This is a genomic window from Gelidibacter salicanalis, assembly GCF_016469035.1.
GTDB lineage: Bacteria > Bacteroidota > Bacteroidia > Flavobacteriales > Flavobacteriaceae > Gelidibacter > Gelidibacter salicanalis_A.
The window spans coordinates 13,074-38,273 of the sequence record NZ_JAEHJZ010000059.1; the positions used below are offsets into that span (position 1 = coordinate 13,074).

14 protein-coding genes are annotated in these 25,200 nt (G+C 33.5%); 3 read left to right on the forward strand and 11 right to left on the reverse strand.

Annotated features, from left to right (window positions below; genetic code table 11):
* Positions 1-319: 319 nt before the first annotated feature.
* The 3 genes from JEM65_RS19955 to JEM65_RS19965 are packed head-to-tail and all read right to left on the reverse strand — an operon-like array spanning position 320 to position 2,973.
* Entirely contained in the window at positions 320-1,378 is a 1,059-nt protein-coding gene (locus JEM65_RS19955; protein ID WP_199603339.1) for a hypothetical protein, read from the reverse strand.
* Between the two features lie 19 nt (positions 1,379-1,397).
* Positions 1,398-2,642: a DNA cytosine methyltransferase gene (locus tag JEM65_RS19960; protein WP_199603340.1), complete on the reverse strand. Its 1,245-nt coding sequence runs from the start codon at positions 2,640-2,642 to the stop codon at positions 1,398-1,400.
* The gene (locus tag JEM65_RS19965; protein WP_199603342.1) at positions 2,635-2,973 is read right to left on the reverse strand and encodes a helix-turn-helix domain-containing protein; all 339 of its coding nucleotides are present in this window, start codon (positions 2,971-2,973) and stop codon (positions 2,635-2,637) included. Before JEM65_RS19965 ends, JEM65_RS19960 begins: the two co-directional genes overlap by 8 nt.
* Positions 2,974-3,560: 587 nt before the next feature.
* On the opposite strand from JEM65_RS19965, the gene JEM65_RS19970 reads away from it, so the two are divergent.
* Both JEM65_RS19970 and JEM65_RS19975 read left to right on the forward strand, forming a co-directional pair.
* Positions 3,561-5,291, forward strand: a complete 1,731-nt coding sequence (locus tag JEM65_RS19970) for a patatin-like phospholipase family protein (protein ID WP_199603344.1) — start codon at positions 3,561-3,563, stop codon at positions 5,289-5,291.
* Positions 5,292-5,297: 6 nt separating this feature from the next.
* A complete protein-coding gene (locus JEM65_RS19975) occupies positions 5,298-6,266 on the forward strand; it encodes an endonuclease/exonuclease/phosphatase family protein (protein WP_199603346.1) in 969 nt (322 codons plus the stop codon).
* Positions 6,267-6,840: 574 nt separating this feature from the next.
* Here JEM65_RS19975 and JEM65_RS19980 read toward each other — a convergent pair.
* The 8 genes from JEM65_RS19980 to JEM65_RS20015 all read right to left on the reverse strand — a co-directional run bounded on the left by JEM65_RS19980 (position 6,841) and on the right by JEM65_RS20015 (position 22,701).
* Positions 6,841-10,143: a CRTAC1 family protein gene (locus JEM65_RS19980; protein ID WP_199603347.1), complete on the reverse strand. Its 3,303-nt coding sequence runs from the start codon at positions 10,141-10,143 to the stop codon at positions 6,841-6,843.
* A 14-nt stretch (positions 10,144-10,157) separates the two neighbouring features.
* Entirely contained in the window at positions 10,158-11,834 is a 1,677-nt protein-coding gene (locus JEM65_RS19985; RefSeq protein WP_199603348.1) for a glycerol-3-phosphate dehydrogenase/oxidase, read from the reverse strand.
* 10 nt (positions 11,835-11,844) lie between these two features.
* Positions 11,845-13,326, reverse strand: coding sequence for a glycerol kinase GlpK (gene glpK, locus JEM65_RS19990; protein WP_199603349.1), 1,482 nt, complete (start codon positions 13,324-13,326; stop codon positions 11,845-11,847).
* 17 nt (positions 13,327-13,343) lie between these two features.
* On the reverse strand, positions 13,344-14,999 hold the full coding sequence (locus JEM65_RS19995; RefSeq protein ID WP_199603354.1) for a solute:sodium symporter family transporter: 1,656 nt from the start codon (positions 14,997-14,999) through the stop codon (positions 13,344-13,346).
* An 8-nt stretch (positions 15,000-15,007) separates the two neighbouring features.
* Complete coding sequence (locus tag JEM65_RS20000) at positions 15,008-16,672, reverse strand: glycoside hydrolase family 36 protein (RefSeq protein WP_307810570.1); 1,665 nt, start codon at positions 16,670-16,672, stop codon at positions 15,008-15,010.
* Positions 16,673-16,892: 220 nt separating this feature from the next.
* Positions 16,893-18,488, reverse strand: a complete 1,596-nt coding sequence (locus JEM65_RS20005) for a RagB/SusD family nutrient uptake outer membrane protein (RefSeq protein ID WP_199603356.1) — start codon at positions 18,486-18,488, stop codon at positions 16,893-16,895.
* A 10-nt stretch (positions 18,489-18,498) separates the two neighbouring features.
* Entirely contained in the window at positions 18,499-21,513 is a 3,015-nt protein-coding gene (locus tag JEM65_RS20010) for a SusC/RagA family TonB-linked outer membrane protein (protein WP_199603358.1), read from the reverse strand.
* Between the two features lie 171 nt (positions 21,514-21,684).
* Positions 21,685-22,701 (reverse strand): GntR family transcriptional regulator, encoded by a 1,017-nt coding sequence (locus JEM65_RS20015; protein WP_199603359.1) that lies wholly within the window; start codon positions 22,699-22,701, stop codon positions 21,685-21,687.
* Positions 22,702-22,938: 237 nt separating this feature from the next.
* Here JEM65_RS20015 and JEM65_RS20020 point away from each other — a divergent pair, with 237 nt between their 5' ends.
* Positions 22,939-24,372 carry an IS4 family transposase gene (locus JEM65_RS20020; protein ID WP_199603360.1) on the forward strand — a complete coding sequence of 478 codons (1,434 nt, stop codon included), beginning with the start codon at positions 22,939-22,941 and terminating at the stop codon, positions 24,370-24,372.
* The last annotated feature ends 828 nt before the right edge of the window (positions 24,373-25,200 follow it).

Here is a 25,200-nt window from a genome sequence, read left to right on the forward strand (position 1 = left end):
TAACAATCAATCAATCAATCAAAATCAGTAGGCAAAATTTTAAAAACATGAGTCTTAAAGGTTTCATAATGTGATGTATAAATTTAGGTTCCATTAAATGAAATTCCAATCTCGGATTATTATTTGCCTAATTCCACTTTTCTTGTGCATCGTTTTTGAGGATAACTGTGAAAAAAACATGAACTTTAATGATCTTGTTCCCATCTCATTCGGGTCATTTTACTTTTTCCGAAAACTGGACAACGTTGGCGAAGACATACTCTTTCGCAATTTTTGGCTTGAGCAAATTGCAAATGTGTATTGGCTTTATGCATTGGCATCACATTGCTGAAATTATTTCATTCCATTTTTTCTTGTGTTCATATTTCAAAGCTGTGTCAGATTCTATCAAATCCACATAGTTTGATATAAATTCAGACGTTTCAGATAAAAGGCGTAAATAATACTTCAGAGAGTTTATAAGTCCATTTGCAATGACATGGCAACCGTGAATGTTCTTTATTCTTTCTATCTCTTTATCGATCTTTTCCGATTCACTTGACTCAATGTCAGCAGTGGATAATAGGTAATATCTATTTACTTGTGTTGTCTTGAATTTTTCAAAAGCGTCTTTAACGAGTTGTGCATTAATTTGTATTCCGTGTTTAACTTCTACTGCCTCAAACTCTTTTCCTCTCTCATCAACAATATCAATATCTCCAATCCTTCCACTTCTAGTATCAGCCGAAGTGTGACTTTCAATTTCAAGAAGAGTTTTTCCTTCAAACCTTTTAGCTTCTTTCATAAGACATTCATAAGCTGCAAACAATGCCAATACAGGAAGACGAGAAACTCCGTCTGCTGTATATTTGGCATTGAAATGTTTTGTAAGCAATTCAATTATTGTTGCAATGGGAAGATTTAAAGGTTTTGCCAAGTCAATTTCCTGACTATTTCTTTTGATGATTAATCCTTGCATTAAATAGCTTAAGCACTTATCTAAATCTTGACCTTTTTGGATAAAATCAATAGTTTCTAAAAATGATGTTTTTAGTGTGTCAGGTCTTATTGCTCCTGAGTAATTTTTATCATAAGGAACTTTTTGCTCAAGAGAACGTGTCAACCAACCGCTTTCCGCCATTGAAGGAAACTTTATGCTTTTTAGAAATGGTGTTACATACTTTGTATCAAATGTTCTACCAGAATATCCGTTATCAATACTTGTCTGGTGATTTCTAATATCCTGTGTTGGTTTTAGAGTTTTATAGATTAAGCTAGTAAGAACAACTGTTAGTACTCCTTTTGAAGATTCTGACTTACTAATAATCACATCCAAATGTTTTGTTATTGTCTTTGGTAAATCCGATTTGATTGTGTTGTCAGAACCAACTAATTTCATTGATTTGTCAAATGTTTTTCTAAGAAATGTATTCGGCATCCTTTATCTTGATTGATGTAATTAACTGTTCTTTTATTTGTGAAGCTACTTCCTTAATCATTGGAACAGCAACTGAATTACCGACTTGCCTATACAATTCAGACTTATTGTTTATTAGTTTAAATTTTCTAGGAAAGCCCATAATTTTGTAACATTCTTGAATCGTGAGTTTTCTAACTTCATTTTCGTGATATATCCAAAATCTTCCTGATGATTCTTGAGATGGTAATGCTGGGTGAACACCATCTGTAGAGTATATTCGGTTTGGTTGCTTGTGAACACGAGACAAATGTTCTGTATTTGGTCGCACACCTGCTTTTCGTATCGTTTTATTTCTATAACCTGCGAATATTAAACCTGAATCTTGAGTTTTCATTTCCTCAAGAATAGTATATGGTTCATTTAAAAACTCAAAGTCATTTTCTTTATCTAAAAAGCTTTTTAAAACCGGTTTAGATTTTGTTTTTAATTTAGAGAAATCGAATTTTTTATTTTTATGACCCACGATTATTATGCGTTCTCTGTTTTGAGGTAAGCCAAAATCTGATGCATTTAAAACTTTTTTAGAAACCTTATAGCCTAATTCTTCTAAATGCTGGATGATTGTGGTAAGCGTTCTTTTTTTATCGTGGTACAAAAGATGTTTTACGTTCTCTAACAATACTACGTCTGGTTCTCTTTTTTCTATAATTTTAAAAATGTGATAAATCAGAGTTCCTCTCGTATCTTCAAAGCCTTTCATTTTTCCTGAAATGCTAAAGGGTTGACAAGGAAATCCCGCACATAATACATTATGTTTTGGAACAGCATTTAAGTCCAATTTAGTTATATCTCCAAATGGAACTTCTCCAAAATTCAATTCGTAAGCTCTTTGTGCGTGATAATTAAACTCGGATGAAAACACACATTTGCCACCAATTTCTTGCATAGGGATTCTAAAACCACCAATTCCTGCAAATAGGTCAATAAAAGTAAATTCTGGCTTTTGAGGGCTTGGAAATGGAATATCCCATTTAATAGGAAGCATTGCTTGTAACTCTGGTTCAGAAGCAATGCTTAAGTTGGTGTTTTGTTGGTTGTAATATTCAACCGCTCTTTTCTTAAATGATTTAGAAACACCATTTGTATGATTCTGAAGATAATGAGTGAAAAATGCTAAATCTTCAGCATTTCCATTCATATTTTCAATGTCCAAATCTTTACGGATTTTTGAATATTTAAGCATTTTTAAAATCTATTTTTCCTTGTTTCAAATTTGTGAGTTTTTTATACTCAGCCTTTTGTTCAGCGAGTTTTAGAAATTCACTTGAGTTTTCCTTTGGATAAATCATTTCAGCTATTTTTTCACTGAAATATTCTTTTTCCAACTGGTCAATATTTAAATGGAAAATGTCAGCTAATTTGGGAAGAATTTCTTCTGGAATATTTCTCTTTCCGTTTTCAATTTTAGACAAGGTTGACTGGTCTATATCGAGAGCAGCTGCAAGTTTTGTCAGAGTTAGTGACGCTTCTGTCCTTAATTTATGAATATACTCTCCAAATGTTTCTTTCATCATCTTGAATATTTTGCCTTGACAATTTTGTCAAATGTAAAGAAATTTATTCAGATTATACGAATATTGCGTTGGCAATTTTAGCTTTTTCGGTTTTTGGAGCGTAGGCTTTGTGTATAGCAAAAACAGAAAGTGATAAATATACGGCTGGTCAGTATGACTCACAATAATTGTATAACATAAGCTCATTATATGTGTTATAAATATCTCATTTTTAAAAAGACTCCGAAATGTTTTGACCGTTAATATTCTCTAAAAATATGATGTAGTATTGCTAAATGGTAAATTTTTGGAGTAACAGAGTTTGCGTCTTAAGTAAATTATATCTGCAATTTGATAGGTTGAAATTATTGAGGTTTGTATAAGAAAAAAGTAACGAAGAGCCTCATTTTATATTTTCAACTCGTTTACTTTCAGTAACAGAATCAGTCCTATAAACTTGATTATTCAGCAATTTATAAGAGGAACTATTACGTTATTATTTATTTAAGGTCAATTTTATATCAAATAGTTGACATAAGGTTAAAAATTAGCTTTTAGACTTTAAAGCATTGAATTTTAATTATTTATATTTATAAAAACTTTTTATTATGGAAGAGGGTTTTATAAAACATAAAGAAGAAATCTCATGGAATCCCTTAGAGCGAATTGCTCTTTCAATGAGTGGTGGCGGCTACCGAGCAGCCAGTTTTCACTTGGGCATTTTAAGTTATCTTAACGCTATACAATATAACAACAAGCCCCTTCTAGAAAATGTAAAGGCTATCTCTACAGTATCTGGAGGTACAATTACAGGCGCATTCTATGCGGTGGGTATTCAAAAAAACAAACCATTCAACAAAATTTATCATGAGCTGCTGAAATGGATGCGGGAACAAGATTTGGTAAAGGACGCTTTGACCAAAATAAGTACCAAGGGAATTTGGAAATATGCTTATAAAAAGAAAAATCTGATCAATGCATTTGCAGAAATATATGATGAAACTTTATTTAAAAATGACACTCTTGAGGTTTTAAATAGTCTGGAGAATTCTCACTTGGAATTTGTCTGTTTTAATGCTACCGAATTTCTGACGGGACTTCAGTTTAGATTTCAACATGGTGGCAGTTATAATTTCTTCGGAACCAATGAACTTAGAATATCAAATAATCATTATATTGACGTTCGTGTTGGGGATATAGTGGCGGCTTCTTCGGCTTTTCCGGGAGGGTTTGAACCCTTATCCCTTCCTGATGATTTTTTTGATCCAGATTCAGAGGTTTATCGCATGATTCAAAAAAAATTAAAAGATGAAGGTGGCAGTATGGGACTAATGGATGGCGGCATTTTTGACAATCAAGGCACCTCGTCCTTATTACGCTATGAAAATAAAAAGAGTACAACAGCCTTCGATTTGTATTTTTTATGTGATGTGTCTTCTCCATACCTGGCACCCTTCCGGTTTTCAGAAGAAAAAGCAGGCAGATTTAGAGACCGTACGCTGGGAGACCAATTGAATAGGCTTAAAAAAATCAAAAAGAATTCTATTTGGCTACCGATTATTATTTGTGCCATTGGTTTACTATTGATCGCTCTTGGAAACCTTCAAAATAATATTACCTCAGGAATTGGAATAGCTATATTCATATTAGGAGTTTTTTCTGCAGTTGCCAGATCATGGTTGGTAAAAAAAGCTAAAGGATGGGTTGAGGATTTTAATTTATATCTAAAGAAACTCATCCCAGATTTTTTTGAAGAACGTCTAACGTTCTTTGATTACAAGAAGACGAAAATAGGAAGGCTGGAAGTGCTGTTGCTAGACAGGATAAATTCTTTAAAATTGTTATTTCCTGATATTTTTTTAAAACGAATTAGACAATTACAATACAATGGGTTGTACGAAAATGAGCGATTTGACTTTCGTAGGGTATCTTGTCTCATAAAGGAACTTACCGTTGTTGACTTTAAAAAAACCAGTAAAAATTTTGCATTTATGGCGACATTTTATCCTGAATTAAAGGGAGAAACCTATCTGGAGATCATTGGTAAGAACATTAAGGAATATGTTGACAAAGCCTCTGAATTTAGCACTACCCTTTGGTTTACCAATGATGATTTTAAGCAAGAAAAGATTAAAGCATTGGTTGTTAGTGGTCAGGTAGGCTGCTGTCAGGATTTAATGGTTTATGTATCAGAAATTATTAATAGTAAAGAAAGTGGTTTTGAATCTCTCGACACTGCCGTTCAAAATAGTTTAAAAGAATTACATGCCGAATTATTACGGGACTGGTTGCAGTTTAAGGATCAGCCAGACTGGCTATATCCGAAATTAGATAAATAAATTATTATGGCCACTATTTTAGACGCTCCACCAGATGATATACAAATGAATATAAATCTTTTAAATAAAGATTTGGATGCACACCTTCCTTTTAAGGAAATTGATAGAAATCTTCTTATTGCTACGTGGAATATTCGCGCTTTCGGTAATTATACCAGAAAATGGAAGTCAGAAGAAGAAGATAGTCCTAAGCGCGATATGCATTCTATCTTATGCATTGCCGCAATTATAAAACGCTTTGACGTAATCGCAGTTCAGGAGGTTAAAGCTAATATTAGAGGCTTAAGAGATGTAATGAAGCTTTTAGGGAGTCATTGGTCCCTAATATTAACGGACGTAACTAAAGGCAGTAGTGGCAACGGAGAAAGGATGGCCTTTATATTTGATACCCGTAGGGTAAATTTATCCGGATTGGCCTGTGAATTAGTTGTGCCAAAAGAAAGGCTAAAAGGAGATATCTCTAAAGATGCTTTAGAAGAGCAATTTGTCAGAACTCCTTATGCGGTAAGTTTTAAATCCTGTTCCCAGACCTTTATTTTGGTGACCCTTCATATTAAATATGGAAAAAAATCAAGTGAAAGAATTCGGGAACTTAAAGGTATAGCACAATGGCTATCTGATTGGGCAGGCGACATGAATGCTTATCATCAAAACTTAATCACCCTTGGCGATTTTAATATTGATGCACGCGGCGATCTTTTAGATAAAACATTTTTATCTGAAGGGTTATATGTGCCTGATGCTTTACAAGATCCATTGATTACCCGCTCTATTTTTAATGAAACCAAATATTACGACCAGATTGCTTGGTTCAATAATAATAGTAATGTACCAAATTTATCTTTGGACTTTTTAGGAGCCGGTAATTTTGACTTTTTATCTATTGCATTAAGAAATCGGAATTTATCTAAAAGGAGTATCTCTTATATGCTTTCAGATCACTATCCTCTTTGGGCGGAGTTTAGAATTGCTTAAATTTAAAACCATGTTTTAACCCTCACCCCTATTTTCTTTTATTTCACAAGAGTCAGATTTCGGAAACAAAAAGGCTGTACGGAGATCTCTGCTCTTTTTCAGTTAACTCTAATCCTAGAATAAAGGGGATGCATTTCTTTTCTTGAAAGCCAGTTGCGGCCAGAACAGAATACTGAAGATCTATTTAAAGTTTTCATACGTTTTTGTTTTAATAATTGAACATCAAAACAAAAGTCAAATCAATACATTCGGTTACCTTTTTTATACATTTTAGAACAAGGTAACCGAACAGGTCACGTTTTAATCAAATCAAACCAACTTAATGATTACCATAAAACCAAAAAAGCTTGATAATCATACGATTATCAAGCTTTTGTTGCTATTTGGTTTACTAAAAAGTCGGGGTGGCAGGACTAATTAAGCAATCATAACACCCTGTATGTCAAACTTTTAAAACACTATTAACTGTAGTTGTTCACCTGATTGTACACTAAAGTCAAAAAGAACGGTTTAAAAACAAATTTTATTTGTCTTTGTTAGTATAAAGGTACAAATTACATTAATATATCAACTTTCAATTAACTAAGATAAATTGTAAATAACCATCATTTTTTGTCGCTATCAAAAAATCACGTCCCTTTACAGTAACTTTATCTAAATCTTTAACATCGCCAGGAATAAACAACCCACTTTCTGATGGTGATAAAGCCTCGAACTCCCCCTTACTATTTCCTTTTAAATAAAGACTGAATCCAGCATCGTTACGTGGTGTTTCTACTTCAGAGCTAAAGAAATTACCAGCAATTACAAAATCTAAAGCCCCATCTTTATCATAGTCATCTACCAAGATTTTATTGATACTAGATATTTGAGCTTCAACAGTTAATTCATGAATAATAAATTTACCATCTTTATTTTCCAAATATACACTTGCAAAGGATTTTACTTGATAATGGATAGCAGATTCTAAGGCATCTTTTTCGTAAACATCAACAAGTGTGGCATTTGAAAAGGTCTCATAGTTTTTAAATTTTTCTTTAATATTTGGATTTTGCTGCGATGAACATTCGCGACCTCTAACAGGATATTGTTTGCCTTCATTGTAGTAACTTAAAACAATGTCTTTTTTATTATCGTTATCAAAATCATTCGCATAAATATCGAAGGTTTCATCTTCTGTGGCTTTGTATTTATAATTTAAACCATTGTTTCCAACAATATAATCCATGTCGCCATCGCCATCAAAATCGCCTTCATTAATGCTCCACCACCAACCTGTAGTATCTTTATTAAGTCCGACTTCTTCTGAAATTTCTTTAAAAATTCCATCCGTATTTTCAAAAACACGAATAGGCATCCATTCTCCTACAATAATAATATCTTCTGAATTATCATTATTAAAGTCAGTTATAACCGCCGATGTTGCCATACCTAAATTCTGAAATGCTTTTGCGTGAATCGCAGTAACATCTTCAAATTTCACAATACCATTTTTACTCTTATTTTCTAATAAATATGTGTTGGCAGGAGCAGGGTAATTTCCAGGAATTTGTCTACCCAAGACGAGTAAATCTTGTTTACCATCTTTATTAAAGTCTAGGTTATAAACATTTGAACCACTTGTAATCATCTCAGGGAGCGCACTTGATTTTGTAAAGTTTCCTGAACCATCGTTAATATAAAGACGGTCTTGAAGCATTTTAGATTTCGACGAGAATTCATAACCACCACTAACTACATATAAATCATTATCGCCATCGTTATCAGCATCAAAAATTAAAGCACCAACATCTTCACTTAATTGATCTTGTTCTAGAACTGAGTTTTCTTGTTTTTCAAAACCGCTTTCAGTTTGAAAGTATAAACTTCCTGTTCTATTAAAAGCCCCACCAACAAAATAATCATCTAATCCGTCGTTATTTAAATCGCCTACAGCAAGCGCAGGACCAAAAGCGGACATTTTATGTGGCAATAAGACTTGATATTTAAAATCGTCAAAGGGGTTTTCATCATGTTTATGCTCTGGAAAAAGTCCTTCAATCTTAGAATTAAAAATAGGTTTATTCAGGTTTATTTGTTCGTTTTCAAGACTTGCATTGGAATGATTAAAAATTAGCGTTTGATTTGCTTTGACATCCTTTTTAATTTCTACAGAACCATCTGACCAAACTACTTTTAGTTCTGCAATTTTATCTGATTGACCCAAACCGAAATGTAATTCTGGTGCAACAGAAGATTGGAAACCACGGGTTAGTGTCAACTCTTGCATTTGCGTTTCTCCATTTACAGTAACGAAAACACGATTTCCTAAACCAAATTTATTATTGGTTGTGCCTTCAAATTGAAGAGTAATATGGTTATTTATTTCTGAACTGTTATTTTGAAAAACAGAAGCTTTATCGTCAATATTATTAGTGATGATTTCTAAATCTCCATCGTTATCCAAATCAGCGTAAGCCACACCATTTGAAAACCCTTTAAATTCAATTCCCCAATCTTTATTGGCTTGCGTAAAGTTTAAATCCCCGTTGTTTTTATAGATGAAATTATCAATTTTTTCTGAAGGAATTTTTAAACTCATCTCCAACGTTTTATCACTATCGATAGTAAAGGCATCATCAATCTGATTGAAGAAATCACGGTTGTTCACTTCACGACGTGTACCGTTTGAAACGAATAAATCTTTTAAACCATCATTATCAAAATCTGCAAAAAGTGGTCCCCAACTCCAGTCTGTAGATGACACCCCTGTAATTCTAGATACGTTTGAAAAAAATGGGTTTCCATTTTCAAAAACACCAGTATTCATTTGTAAACAATTCTGCATATATTGGTAATGAAAACCAGCATCAACAACACCCCAAAACAAATCGGGATTCATACCTGCCATATTTGCTTTTTTACGTTTATTGGTTTTAGCATCCATATCCACTTGAAAAACATCTAAATTTCCATCATTATTAAAATCGGCAATATCAACACCCATACCATAAAAGGCTGTATGTGATGTGGCCTCTTTTACCACCTCTCTAAACGTGCCATCCTGATTATTCATATATAAATAATCAGGAGAAGCAAAATCGTTTGAAATGTAAATATCTGGCCAAGAATCATTATTTAAATCTCCAACGGTTGCACTTAAGGTTAACCCGAAACTTTTAACACCAGCTTCATTGGTAACATTAGTAAATTTGCCATTATCATTTCTATACAAATGATCAGATTCAATGTCATTTACAGTTTTCATTTTTTGCTCATAAACATAAACTGAAGCGTTGAATTTTGTTATTGGATAGTTTGCAACATAAACATCTAAATCACCATCTTTATCATAATCAAAAAACGTTGCTTGCACACTCTGTCCGGCATCAGCTAATCCGTATTCTTCGGCTTTTTCCGTGAATGTTCCGTCTTGATTATTAATATAGAGTTCGTTAGATTTTGGAGTAAATTTTCCAGCTACTGAGCAATAAATATCTAAAAAACCATCCGCATTTACATCAGCCATCGTAACTCCTGTATACCATCTTTCATCACCTGAGACCCCTGATTTTTTAGTGATATCTTCAAACTGAAGATTGCCTTTATTTAAGTATAACTTATTTGACACTTGATTGCCTGTAAAGAAAACGTCTTTTAGCCCGTCGTTATTGATATCACCAACAGCAACACCACCTCCCATATATAAATAGGAGTATGTGAAATAGTTTAAACTATCGTTTTCTGTAAGTGTGTTTGAAAAATCAATTCCTGAAACTGAAGCGTCAAGGGTGTTAAATATCTTTTTTGTAGTAGCTTCTTTTTTCTCTTTTCCACAACTGATAAAGAGTATCAATATAAATAAAAAAGTCACTAAATTCAATGCTCTATTTTTCATATTAAATCTATGATTTATTCAAACTCTTTTTCGTAATAGGTGGATGCATCCTCTAAAAGCAGTTCCATATTTTCTTTTTCTGAAGCGATACGTTTTATACCCCAATTTAAATAACTTGAACAATCATCAAAAATGAGTTTCATATATTTTTTCACACTTGGAATATCGAAATATAGTCTTCCTGTTCGACGTACAAAGAAATCTGTTAAGCTATTAGTCATTTCGTGATGTATAGCGTACCAAAGTTCAGCTCTAATTAAGCGTTCTAAGGCATCTTTATTATCAAATGTTTTTGATTTATCGATAATGATATCTGATTGTTTTCCATAAGTAGCGCATAAATACCAAGCATGGTACGTATCTAAAATCCCCAATTCTAAAAGTTTTATTTCTAATTCCTTTTGATAAATTTCTACGTTATGCGAATTTTCAAGGGAAGGACTTACTAAAGGTATTTTTTCTGTTTTAGACTTTTTTAGGCCTTTTTTATGCTTACTCTTCATGGTTTTTAAAACCGCTTCAATAACACGATGCGCCATTCTACGATAGCCTGTTAGTTTTCCTCCAGCAATTGAAATCAATCCACTTTCAGAAATAAATAATTCATCTTTTCTTGATAATTCCGAAGGGTCTTTATCTTCTTCATGAATTAATGGCCTTAAGCCCGCCCAATTTGATTCAATATCATCAATGGATAAATTAACATCTGGGAATGTGCCATTAATGGCATTTAAAAGATACTCCGCATCGTTTTTAGTGGCAACAACACGGTCTAAATTTCCTGAATAATTGGTGTCTGTAGTTCCAACATAAGTAGCACGACCTCTTGGTATAGCAAAAATCATTCTACCGTCTGGCACATCAAAATAAAGTGGTTGTTTTACGGGTAGTTTTCCATTCGGAAATACAATATGAACACCTTTTGTTAAGTGTAAATATTTGTTGGTCATGGAGTGGTCTTTGGTGCGTAATTTATCAACCCATGGACCAGCAGCAGAGACATAATTTCCTGCTTTAATTTTGAAGGTATTTCCCGTATTGTGGTCCTTGCAATTTAGACTTTTAATTTTAGAATCATCATTGTAGTTAAAAGATTTCATTTCACAATAGTTGATTATGGTAGCTCCAAAAGAAGCTGCTTTTTTAAGCACCTCAATAGTTAATCTAGCATCATCTGTTCTATATTCTGCATAAAGACCACTTCCTAAAATAACATCTTTATTTAGTAATGACTCTTTTTCTAAAGTTTCTTGTTTATTTAACATTTGGCGTCTGTCATCTCCTTTTACATCAGCTAAAAAATCGTAAACTTTTAGCCCGATGGACGTCATCATTTTTCCGTAAGTACCACCTTCTACAAGAGGTAACAACATTTTTTCTGGAATGACCAAATGCGGTGCTAATTTATGAACAATGGCACGCTCAGAACCGGATTCTCTTACCAAACCAATCTCAAACTGTTTTAAATAACGTAAGCCACCATGAATTAATTTTGTGGATTTATTGCTAGTTCCAGAAGCAAAATCATTTTTTTCCACAAGAGCCACTTTTAAACCGCGTGAAGCTGCATCCAAAACTATTCCTGCTCCAGTAACACCGCCACCAATTACTACCAAATCAAATTTTGTGGTTTGTAGTTTTTCAATTTGAGCTGCTCTATTTAAAACTGAAAATTCTTCGGTTCTTTCCATCTCCAACATCTTACTTACTTTTAGTTCGTTTTGTAGCTTTTTTCCAGCCTTTATAATTTATTTTTCGTGTTTTTTTATCCATTTTCGGACTAAAAACTGTATCTATTTCTCTTATTTGAGCGATGTCACTTTTTGTCCAAACTCCAGCTTTTATCCCTGCTAATAGCGCAGCACCAAAAGCGGTAACTTCTATCATTTTAGGTCTATCAACTTCAACATTCAAAAGGTCTGATTGAAATTGCATCAAGTAGTTGTTTGCACTTGCACCACCATCTACTTTTAAGGTTGTTATTTTTTTCTTGCTATCTTTTTCCATAGCACCAATAACGTCTCTGGTTTGGTATGCTAAAGCGTTAACAGTAGCTTTAATGAGTTCTTCTCTTCCTGTGTCTAAAGTCATACCATACACACTTCCTTTTGCTTTAGCATCCCAATGTGGAGCCCCTAATCCCGCAAAAGCTGGTACGACATACACGTTTTCTAATGGTGGAATACAGTTGCAAATGGCTTCGGTATCACTAGCTTTATCTATAATTTTTAGGCGGTCTCTCAACCACTGAATGGAAGCGCCTCCAGCAAAAATGCTGCCTTCTAAGGCATAGTTTACTGGTTCGAAATCTAAACTGCAGGTTAGGGTAGTAAGTAATCCTTTTTTAGATTTCACATGTTTTTTACCCGTATTTAAAAGAATAAAACAACCCGTGCCGTATGTGCTTTTTGCAATACCTGCTTCAAATCCTCCTTGTCCGAATAAGGATGCTTGTTGATCTCCTGCTACACCATAAATGGGAATTGAAGTTCCTTTATAATCAATTGTTCCAAAATCAGAAGATGAGGTTTGAACAGTTGGCAATAGAGATTCAGGAATGTTTAATTGGTCAAGTAATTTTTTGTCCCACTCTAGATTTTTAATATTGTAAATTAGGGTTCGGGAAGCATTGGTATGATCCGTAACGTGTTTTTTACCGTTTGTAAATTTATAAATTAACCAGCTATCAATAGTTCCAAACATTAATTTTCCAGCTTCAGCTTTTTCTTGAGCACCTTCAACGTTATCTAAAATCCATTTTAATTTGGTGCCTGAGAAATAAGAATCTATAACTAGACCAGTATTATTTTTGATATAATTTGAAAGCCCCTTTTCTTCTAAATTTTTACAGATATCTGTTGTTCTTTTATCTAACCATACAATGGCTTTGTGAATGGGCTTGCCTGTTTGCTTGTCCCAGACAACCGTTGTTTCTCGTTGGTTTGTAATTCCAATAGCAGCAATGTCTTTTGGGTTTATACCGGAATCTGACACGGCTTGATTGAATGTTTCAAGTTGGTCGTTATAAATTTCTTCAGCATCATGTTCTACCCATCCAGATTGCGGGTAATATTGTTTTAATTCTTTTTGAGAAATAGCAATAATACTGCCTTTTTCATCAAAAACAATGGCTCGGGTACTCGTTGTGCCTTGGTCGAAAGCAATCACATATTTTTTACTCATATTTTGAAGTATTTTATTTAAAAAATAAGATAAGTACTTAACACTAAAATAGTAATGGCAATTCCAACCACTTTGGCATATTTCCAAGGCGTAATATCAATTTCTTCTGTAATTTTAGGTGTGTACACATTTTTATTTGTATTGAGTTTACCCATTATTAACATGAATCCTACATTGATGACAAAAAGAATTCCCATAATATGTAAGAAATGAGGATATGCTTTTGCTTTAATTATACCGAGTTGTTTTACATCGGTAATACCATTTGCGGCAGCTTCAGTTAAAGCGGCATCTATAAAATGTGGACTTAAAACAAACTGACTTATTAAATACATCAATACGCCAACAGTTAGAACAATTTTTGCACTTAAGGCAGGAACATTTTTGGTAGCCATTCCAACAGCAACAACGGCTAAAATAGGCACACTTAAACTTCCTAAAGATTCTTGAATATATGAGAATAAACCATCGGGAGCATTTGCTATATATGGCGCAATACTCATTGAAATTAATGCCAATAAAAGACCAAATATTTTTCCGGCTTTTACCATTTTTCGTTCGGACGCATTTTTATTGAAAAACTGACGGTATAAATCCACTCCAAATAAAGTGGAACTACTGTTTAATAAACTATTGAAAGAACTTAATACTGCGCCAAATAAAACGGCAGCGAAAAACCCTAAAAATACTCCTGGTAAAACTTTTTTAACCAAAGCAGGATACGCTTGGTCAGCGTTGGCTAAATCATTTCCGAAGACATGCCATGCAATAATTCCCGGCAACACCACAATAATTGGAATTAAGAATTTTACAAATCCTGCAAGTATCATTCCTTTTTGTCCATCGGCTAAACTTTTAGCCCCAAATACACGTTGTAGAATAGATTGATTTGTACCCCAATAATACATTTGGGCAATCATCATTCCTGTAAAAATTGTGCTAAAAGGTATAAACGAATCTATCTCGCCTTTGGCATTAAATTTATCTGGATTTTCGAGCCATAATTCACTTATTCCATCAGAAACACTTCCATCTCCAATTAACATCAAACCAAACACAGGAATCAACAAACCTCCTATTAACAAACCTATTGCGTTAACTAAATCTGAAACTGCCACCGCTTTTAACCCACCGAAAATGGCATAAATAGAACCAATAATTCCGATAGACCACACACAGACCCAAATTACAGCAGATTGTGATATGCCCAGGGTTTCAGGTAAATCGAACATGGTGCTAAATGCTAAAGAACCAGAATATAAAATAGTTGGTAATAATACCCCACCAAAGGCTACTAAAAATAATATGGATAATATGGATTTTGTTTGGGCATCAAAACGTTCTTGAACAAATTCAGGAATAGTTGTAATGCCTGAGCGCATGTATTTTGGTAATAAATAAATGGCAGTAACTATCATGGAGATTGCCGCCAAAGTTTCCCAAGCCATTACTAAAACACCTTGAGCAAAAGACTGTCCGTTAAGTCCAACTATTTGTTCCGCAGAAAGATTGGTTAAAAGCAAAGACCCTGCAATGGTTATTGGACCTAAACTTCTACCAGCAAGATAATAGCCGTCAGCTGAATTTTCATCTGTTTTACTTGTGGCATACCACGCAATAAAGGCTACCAATAAAGTAAAACCTAGAAATGAAACAATTGATAGCGTATCCATATGGTTGTTTATTTTTTAGTAAGTTGAGCTAAACCGCAGTCAGGAATATTGATTTCAATGACGCCTTTGTTAAGATGCACCTCGGATTGATTTACTATTTCGCCAATGCAATTAAATATACTGCAATTATAGCTTCCAAAATTCTTACTAATTTTTGCAATAACACTTTCTGTTAATTTTGCATTTAAAATATCAATATTGTCAAATGATTCATCTAGTTGAACAACATGGTCGTCATGTAGACCAACTAGCAGTTTTTTATTATTACTTACTTTTTGAATTGGATAATTAGCCAATGGTCTGTAAGGTGTAAAATGCCCTTTTGTTATAAGTTCTTTATTGATATTCCAATATTGAGTATAAAACTTAACCATTTGAAGATGGTCTTTAGGAATATCTTTAAGTATTACTGAAATTTGAGGAACACCAAAAAGCGTGTTGACCATTTGTAAAGCAGCGACTTCTAATTTTTCATCATTATGCCAAGTTATCATATCTGAATGTACCGCGGTATTTCCTGCTAACATTTTAATATCTGCAATTCTAATACGGTTCATAGTCGCATCTCCAGGGCAATCAAATGCTCTAAACATGTTACCATATTTTCGCATCGCAGGACCTACATATTTTTGTCTGAATTCTATAAAAACCTCTGGGTTAATAGCTCTTAGGGTAGTGCTAACGTCTGTTAATAATCTATCTACAGCAGCATTTATGGAAACGAAATCCATTTCAGAATTTACTTTAGGTGTATCAACATACAATCTAAAATCATCAATAAAATCTAGTTTAAATCCATCTAAATCCCAATCAACTAATGCGTTTTTATATATGTTTATAAGATATTCTCTAACTTCAGGATAGCGGGGGTCAAAAACAGGTGCCCAGCGATGGTTTTCAGTTAAAAACTTACCTTTAAAACGTTTGTATGCTTTCGATTTTTTTCCGCAGAATGGAACTGAATACCAAAATCCAATTTTCATACCTGTGGCATGAATATCTTCAACAAATGCTTTTGTTTTATTTAAACGTTCTGGTTCCCAATCGCCTGTAAAATCATAACCTCTATTATCATCATTGGTTTGCCAGCCATCGTCAATAATAATAGCTTTATAACCTAAACTGTAGGCTGTTTTACATTCGTCAATTAGAATATCTTCATCTAAAGTTTGATGAAAATTATACCAAGTAGAATAGAGTGGCACCAATGCGATATCTGGAACAGAGGTTGGTTTTAAATTTTCAAAACTCTCCCACCATTTAGAAACTCCTTTTAAGGCTTCTGAAAAGTGTTTTTCACCTTCATCAATTCTTAACTGAATGTTGTAGTTATCTATTTTAGATTGTTGTTCTAAAAATAAAGTGACATGACAGTAAAAACAATCATCTTCTTCTCTTATCTCAGCATTAAGTTCTAATTTGTTTATCGCGTTAGAACATGCAAATGTATGATAATTACTATCATCATGACCAAACAAACTAATAACTGGTGCGTCAATGGAAATTCTAGATTCCATACCCGCCATTTCCCAATCTGCTTGAATGCGTTTAGCAAAATCTGTTGTTGGTTTCCAAACCCCTTTTACATTGTGCGCCGGGATTTTCCATTTAATCTTTAACGGATCAGGTTTTTTTGGAGTATCAGAAGTGATTTGAATATTATATAAAGACACATTTGCCTCTTTGGAAATAGTAGTTATTTCAGTTTTGAAATTATTACAACCACTTTTAATAATGATGTCTTTTTGTGTTAGAGTTTCGGCCATTTGTGTCATATTTATCAATTGTAATAGGCGATTCATAAAATATAGCTTGTTTTATAATGATTAAAAACCAAGTCAAACTATAAACTCGGTTTTATTCGAATAATCAAACTAAACAAAATCATATATTTTAATTGTAACCAGGGTTTTGGTTAAGATTAGGGTTTGCGTCCTTTTCAGGATTCGGAATCCAGATTAATTCATGTTTTCCATTTTCAAAAGTTCCACCACTTAAAGATTTTGGATGGGTACTATGTAAAGAAGTAGCGCCCATATAATCATCAGCAAGTCCCCATCGAACCAAATCGAAGAAACGATGTCCTTCTCCTGCTAATTCCATAGCACGTTCGTTAATAATTGCTTGACGCATATCTGTTTGGTTAATGCTAGGGTTAGTATCTGCAATTAAAGTTAAGCCTGCTCTATTTCTTACTTCGTCTATATGTGGAATTGCTGCAGCAGGATTATTCTCTTCATTTAAAGCTTCTGCTAGCATTAATAACACATCAGCATAACGTATTACTCTCCAGTTGTTACCTACGTTGGTCCCTAAGAAATCTACTTGATCTCTAGTGCCTAACTCCATTCCGGCATATTTTTTAGAGAATATTGGTTCTACACCTGCATCAGTTGCAATTTGAATATCATTATTCCCATCAGAATTATCTGTTGAAAAATCAGTAAGGAAAGCTACCCCCCCGTAACCTGTAGCTCCTGGATAGTCATAAACTAAAGTTTGATTTCTTCGAACAACATCACTATTCGCATCATATAAGTCTCTTAACCACGGATTTACTACGTGACCTCTATCTGGAGATTTTGCTGGTGGCGCATAATCTATATGAAAATTACCCATGCTCCCTGTTCCAGGGATATCAGACCCCCAAATAAAGGTGTCTTGACCCAAAAATTGTAACTCGAATAAAGACTCCCTATTGTTCTCGTTTGTAGTTGTAAAGTTATCTCCAAATTGAGAACCTGGTAATAGGCTATATTTCCCTACTAAGCTTCCTAAAGCAGTAGCTGCTGGTCCGTATTGTTTCATGTATAAATAACTTTTTCCTTTTAAAGCAGTTGCTGCGCCAGAAGTAGGCCTTCCTAAATTGTCTCCAGTCCAGGTTTCAGGCAACATACTTTCAGCCATTTCTAAATCTGAAATAATTTGAGCCCAAACAGCATCAGAAGTTGCTTGCTTTACTAAAAGATTATCTAAATCTGGCAACTCGGTAATTAACGGCACATTTCCGTAAAGATTAACTAAATACCAATAATCAAAAGCTCTTAAAAAGTAAGCTTGACCAACTAAATTTTCTCTAGTAGTTGTATCTGAAATACCTTCTTCGGTAACATTGATAATGATGTTGTTACATCTAGCAATAGATTTGTAAAGTTCTTGCCATGGTTCTGTTGCCCAACGATCCCCAGGATTTCCTTGGAAAGTGGACATAGCAGTATTAGAACCAAATGGAAATACATTAAATTCATCTGAACGTAAAATAGCTCCTGTATGTACAATTCTTCCCCAGAAAAAAGTTCCTGTTATTGGGTGGAAAGCACCATTTATTGCAGATTCTACTTGATCTACAGAGGTGCCAAAGTTTGCTGTTGAAGTAGCATTGTTGTTATTTTGATCTAAAATATCATCAGAACAAGCAACACCAATTGTCATTAATAACGTAACTGCTATTATGCCTAATGAGGACTTTATTTTTATTATATTTTTCATATTCTATATTTTAAAACTTAGCTTGTAAACCTAACATGAATGTTCTTGCGTTTGGATATGCTCTTTGATCTAAACCTCTACCAAGTAAAGGATTTACGTTTGATCTTACACCTGGCACACCAGAGTTAATATTGGCTCTACCACTATTTGTTGATGCCACATCAGGATCGTAACCTGAGTAATTAGTAAGTACAAAAACGTTTTGAACGTTTAATGATACTCTTACGCTTTTAATCCAGTCTACACCAAGTGCCTTTTCTCCAAAGTTATAGCCAACTTCCATGTTTTTAAGTCTGAAGTAAGACCCATTTTCCACGAAGAAAGATGAAGGTGCTTTATTTCCAGCAGGATCATCAACAGAAGCTCTAGGAATACTAGTATTTGTATTGCTAGGTGTCCAAGAATTTAAAACATCTGTTAACTTACCACCATCTTGCCATAAGATATTGTAATATCTACTTAGGTTATAAATTTCGTTACCAGAAACCCCGTTGAAGTTTAAAGCAATATCGAATTTTTTATATTTCCCGTTGAAATTAAGACCATAAGTAAAGTCTGGTGTTGGATTACCGATAATGGTTTGATCGTCTGATGTGATACCAGCGACACCATCAGTATCTACTCTGATAAAATCTCCCGTTGCGGGATCAACTTTATCTTCAACAATGTATCCGTAAAATGCGCCAACAGGACCGTTAGCTTCAGTTCTATTAACTACACGTAAATCTTCATCAATTCCAGGACCTAAAATAGTTGCCGGAATATCTTTCGCTTCATTTTTAAGGTTGAAAGAGAAGTTTGTACCTACACTATACGTGAAGTCTCCTTCAGATTTTCTGTAGGTTAAATCAAATTCAAATCCATTGTTTACCAATGTACCAGCATTTCTTGTAACAGGTAAACTAACACCGGCAGTAGAAGGAATACTAATTGGAACAAGCGCATCTTCAACATCTTTTGAATAATAATCTGCGGAAAATGTAAGTGCACTATTTAATAAAGACATATCAACACCAAGATTAAATGTTTTTGTAGTTTCCCAAACTAGATTCTCATCGGCCAAAGTTGTTTGTGCTAAACCATTAGCCGTTCCGCCACCAAAACTTGTGTTAGATTGGTTGGCAAGAAAAACAGCCTGTGTTGGATAAAACACATCAGGATAAGATCCCAATTCTCCATAAGACACTCTTAATTTGAAGAAGTTAATCGTTTCAGATTTCCAAAAATCTTCGTTTGATATGTTCCAACCCGCAGAAATCGCTGGGAAGTAACCTACTTGATTCGCTTTTGCAAATCTTGAAGAAGCATCACGTCTCATAGTTCCAGAGAACAAATATTTACCGTTAAAGTTGTAGTTTAATCTTCCAAAATAAGATATTAAACCAGCTTCGTTATTTTGACCTAATAATATATTTTGGTCGTTTGAAGGTAATGCTCCAACAACTCTAATATTGTTTGAAGGCGTTCCTTGACCGTAAATACCGCTACTATTCTGATTTTCAATAAAACGTGTATAACCAACTACTGCTGAAACTTTATGAACATCCTTAAACGTTTTGTTGTAAGATAGTGTTGGCTCAAACAATAGATTAACGTCTTCTTGATTAAATTCTGTAAGATCATTTAATTCGTTTACGTTTCTTACGGCATCAACAGTACTCATAAAGTATGTAGGTGTAAACTGAAAGCGTTTTTGAGTTGTATAATCAACACCTAGATTAATACCAGCTGTTAAATCTTCGGTAATCTCATAGTCTAATTTTAAACTCGCAAAAAGTGTGCGGGTAGTTTCTAAATTATCTTCTAAAGTAGCTAAACCAAATTGGTTTACTCCACCAGGGCCTTGAACACCAGTTGATGGTGCTTCAAAACCACCATCGTTAGTAGCGTTTCTTAAAGCTACTGTTGGCGCTGTTGTTCCATCAAAACCATACCAGTTATTTTCCTGTAGTTTTCCTTCGGCTAAACCTAAAGACTGAGATAATTTAAATTTACCAAATTCATGCTCACTGTTAAAACGAGTATTTAATCTTTTAAACCCAGAACCAATTAATATACCATCTTGATTAAAGTAGTTAATTGAAGAATAGTAAGATGATTTTTCACCACCACCCGATAATGAGATTCCGTAATCTTCAATAATACCACTTTGCAAGTTTTCATCCTGCCAATCAGTATTTACACCATTAGAAGCAACAGTTGTAGAACTTCCATCATTTGCAAAACGCTGATTTAAATAATCAGTGTATTGTTGTCCGGTTATAAAGTCTAACTTTTTACTTGGTGTATCAAAACCTATTCTAGAATTGAAAGTAACTTCCAAATCTCTGTTTTTTATACCGTGATTTGTTTTAATTAAAACCACACCATTGGCAGCTCTAGAACCATAAATTGCAGCAGCGGCAGCGTCTTTAAGAACCGAGATATTTTCGATGTCTTGCGGATTAACATAACTCATATCGTTAACAAACAACCCGTCAACAATATATAATGGATCTGCATTGCTTAGTGAGTTTACACCTCTAATGAAAACATTTCCTTTAGCTCCTGGCTTACCTCCTGGGTTTTCAACTTGAATACCTGTTAATTTACCTTGTAAAGCTGAGGTTGGGTTACCAGCTACAGTGGTTGTCATAGCCTCTCCCTTAATTGTACCAACAGAACCTGTTAGTTCTCTTTTGTTTGAAGTACCATAACCTACAATAACTACTTCATCTAAAGAAGCAGCATCTTCTATTAATGTTACGTTAATAGTAGTTTGATTTCCAACTGCAATTTCTTGCGTTTTATAGCCTATATAGCTAAAGACAATAATGTCAGTAGCGTTTAAATCACTTAAGCTATAGTTTCCGTCAAAATCTGAAGTAGTTCCCTTTGCTACGTTTTTGACGATAACGTTAACTCCTGGAAGCGGAGATTGTTTATCTGAAACTGTTCCAGAAACAGTTGATGTTTGAGCAATAGCACTAATCCATGATAAGGATAGGACTAAGCAAAATAATAGTCTTAGTACGTTGTTTTTCATAAGTTAATAATTAAAATTAGTTTTATATATGATATAGTATGCTACTTTAAAATCAAAGCATGCTACTCTATGCTACTTTGCTAATATATACTTTTTTTTAATAGTAACAATAAATAAGTAAAAAATACGTATGATTTTTATGAAAATCTTTTTAAATAGCCATTTCTTATACTATAATGACTTTCTTTGGATTAGCTGAGAAGGGATTATTTTTTGTACATGTTCTTTCAATTTTAAATAATTAGCAGATTCTTTAGCCATTTTTTTAAAGTCGATGGAAATTGTTGTTATTCCTCCACATATAATTTCTTTAATAGCGTTATCATTATGGGCTAATAAGCCTAAGTCTTTCCCAATAACATAGTTTCTTGTCTTACTATCTTTTAGAATTTCCCATAAATCGCTGTCATTAATAAAAAAGTATAACCTGTCTTTTTTTATACTCCCTGGTTCGTATTGGGCTTCAACCTTTGCATTGATATTAAATTCTTTAGTGAATTTTTTAAAGGCATTTAATATCCCAATAGGATAATCAGAATCGTTATTAAAGAATAAAACGAATTGTTTGTATTTATTTATTTCGATAAGTAATTTTTTTAATTGCTCATAAGTTGAACTTTCAAATTCTTGAGTAATATATGAATATTGACTAGGAAGTGAAACATGTCTATCAATAACTAGCAACTTATCTGAAGGGATTTTTTTTAGCAATAAACTTACCTCGGGAGTCTGGATAGGAGCAACAACATACATACCATATCTGCCTGAGATTCTAGTAAGAATATCTTTAAATACATCTAAATTATTATGATGAAAAAACACGTTAATAATGTATTTTTTACCTAACTCCTTTCTAAATGTGTTATAGAAATCTTCTTGAAACGTATGAAATGCATAAAGCACAAGAGCAACTCTTAGTTTAGTTTTAGTATTAACATCGGCAATATAATAACCTTTAAAATTTTTAGATTCTACAATACCTCTACCTTTTAAATCTTCATAAGCTTTAACAATAGTCTTTCTGGCAAAGCCTACCTCAGCAACCATTATATTAATTGAAGGTAACTTGTCTCCTTTTTTTAAATCTTTAGCCTCTATTACACCCTCTATCGCTTTAATTAACTTTTCATGCTTAGTTAAAGTAGAAATTTTTTTTAACTCGTTTATTTTTTCAAATAGTAGCTTCATATGTTATAACTCAGACATTATATTAATCTTTTTAGAACTTTATTTCTAACCAAAAAAATCTTTTTAAATTAGAAATGTAATCACAATCATCTAATTTTTAAATTTAAATATATTATATAAATACTCAAGTTTCGCACCCATTATTTACAGGGTTTAAACGACAAAAAATAGCATGAAAACCAAGGGTAACCCTTGGTTTTACTGTATCTTTAAGTTACCAAACACAAAGTACAAAACATGCTACAAAACGAAGATATTGCAAAAATTCAAGAAATAAAAGGGAAGTTTAATAAGGTTTGGGTCAGTTCAGAATATTTACAGGCGCATCTGAATATTATAGGATTCAATAAAATAAAAAGTCGGTTCAGTTGGTGTAAAAAAGCAGGGTATTCATTCGAGAGTTTGATCGCTACACTTTTAATTTTACCACTTATTGGAATCAATTCCATTTATGGACTTACAACCGGCAAGGACGCGGGAGTAAGTAAATGTGGAAAAGATTCATACTATCGGATTTCAGCAAATCAAAAAATCAATTGGAGAGCCTTTTTAGCTCAGTTCGTAAAGCAATACTTATTAAAGGATGAACTTTTCACACCCTCGGCGGATGCTACAAGATGCTTGGTTTTTGATGATACTGATCTTTCAAAAACAGGAAAGACCATTGAAGGAGTTTCAAAGATTCACAACCATGTATCAAAAACCTATTACTTTGGTTTTAAGCTACTCGTAGCTGGGTATTGGAACGGAAGTGTCTTTATCCCCATTGATTTTAGTTTGCACCGTGAGAGCAAAACATCAAAATTAAAATATGGCTTAACAGCAAGGCAGCGCAAGGCCCAAAAGAAGACTCCAAGATGTTTTAAGACATTTGCGGCAAAGAGGTACAAGGAACTCAATAAAAAGAAAACAGACATGTTAGTGCAAATGTTCTCAAGGGTTGTAAAGCGCAAAATTTCTGTAGATTACATTTTAATGGATACCTGGTTTACCAGCGTAAGCCTACTTAAAAAGCTGCGAAGCATTTGTGGCACGACCCATATTATTGGGATGTATAAATACAATAGTAAAATTGGAGTCAGATCAAAGGTCAAAACGTTGACACAACTCAAAAAACAGAAAGCAAAACCGAAGCGGTGCCGTAAATTTAAGTACTACTACCATCATTACATATCTGAAATTGATGGACTTAAGGTTGCTGTCTTTATTTCAAAACGTGGGAATAACGGCAAATGGCACACGTTAATAACAACGGACACAACACTGAAATTCGTAAAAGCAGTTGAAGTATACAGTATTCGATGGTCAATTGAGGTCTTTTTTAAAGAAGCTAAGCAGCTCTTTGGGCTTGGAAAATGTCAGTCTACCAATTTTGATGTTCAGATCGCACAAATAACAATTACAATGACTCAATATTTGCTCACAAGTATTCGATACAGGATGGAAGCTTATGAGACCATAGGTGGATTATTTAAAGATTTGAAGCAAGATTATATTGAAAACAAGTTAAATATCAGGATATTAGCAGTTGTAAGCTTAATACTGACCGTTTTGGAAAAACTAATAGAATCAATTGATATTGAATATATTACTTCTAAAATAATATCAAATATCGAGGATTTTGGATTTATAACAAATACTCATGAGTTTAGATATCAATCCATTACGTGAAATTAATCTGGTGCGAAACTTGAGTATAAATTATAATCATTAATGCTATTAAAAATTGTAAGCACATTACTTCTTATTAATGTCATCTTCAATTGTAGTGAGTTTTCCCCGATAGAAAGTTAACAATTAAAGAAACTCACTAACATATATATAATGCCTAAATAAAGCGTGTTCACTAAACTAAGGGGAATAGCAAGAGGGTAACGGGCAAAGCCACGTTACATATTCCCATCCCAGTACAATTTATTGATTATCAATCAGTTAAAAATATACTGTTTTTTAAAATTTCATCGATTTGCGTCAAATGGTCTCAAACCGCCTGTAAACAGGGAAGAATTTGCGTCAATTGATGAATTATCGAGTCTTTATGGGGAAGTTTAAGAATGTCCAAGAGTGTTTAAGAATTTTCAGAAAACTATTCAATTCACATAGTGTCGTAACGGCTATAATGTTTTTTTTTCTTTTCAATAGCAATTATCACTATAAGGAAAAAAGTGGAAACGTGTAAAGTTTTCAGAAAGACAAGAATGATTTTAAAGTAAAATTTTTGTAACTATTCAGCCTATCTAAAGAAACTCATAGTTGTTAACAATTTAGATTTTACCTTTTGTAAAAACAGCTGTGCTATTAACATTTGTTCGTTACTGCCTAACAACTATGCGTCTGGTTTTTAGCACCTTTGACCAATGTGTGTTTACTTTGGGTCAAACACAAAGAATTTGAACTCCGACAAAAATCGTATTGCAGAACTAGAGTCCAAAGTTATTCGATTGGAAGCGATAATTGAAAAATTACTTGATAAAATTGAAGACTTAACACATCGAAAAA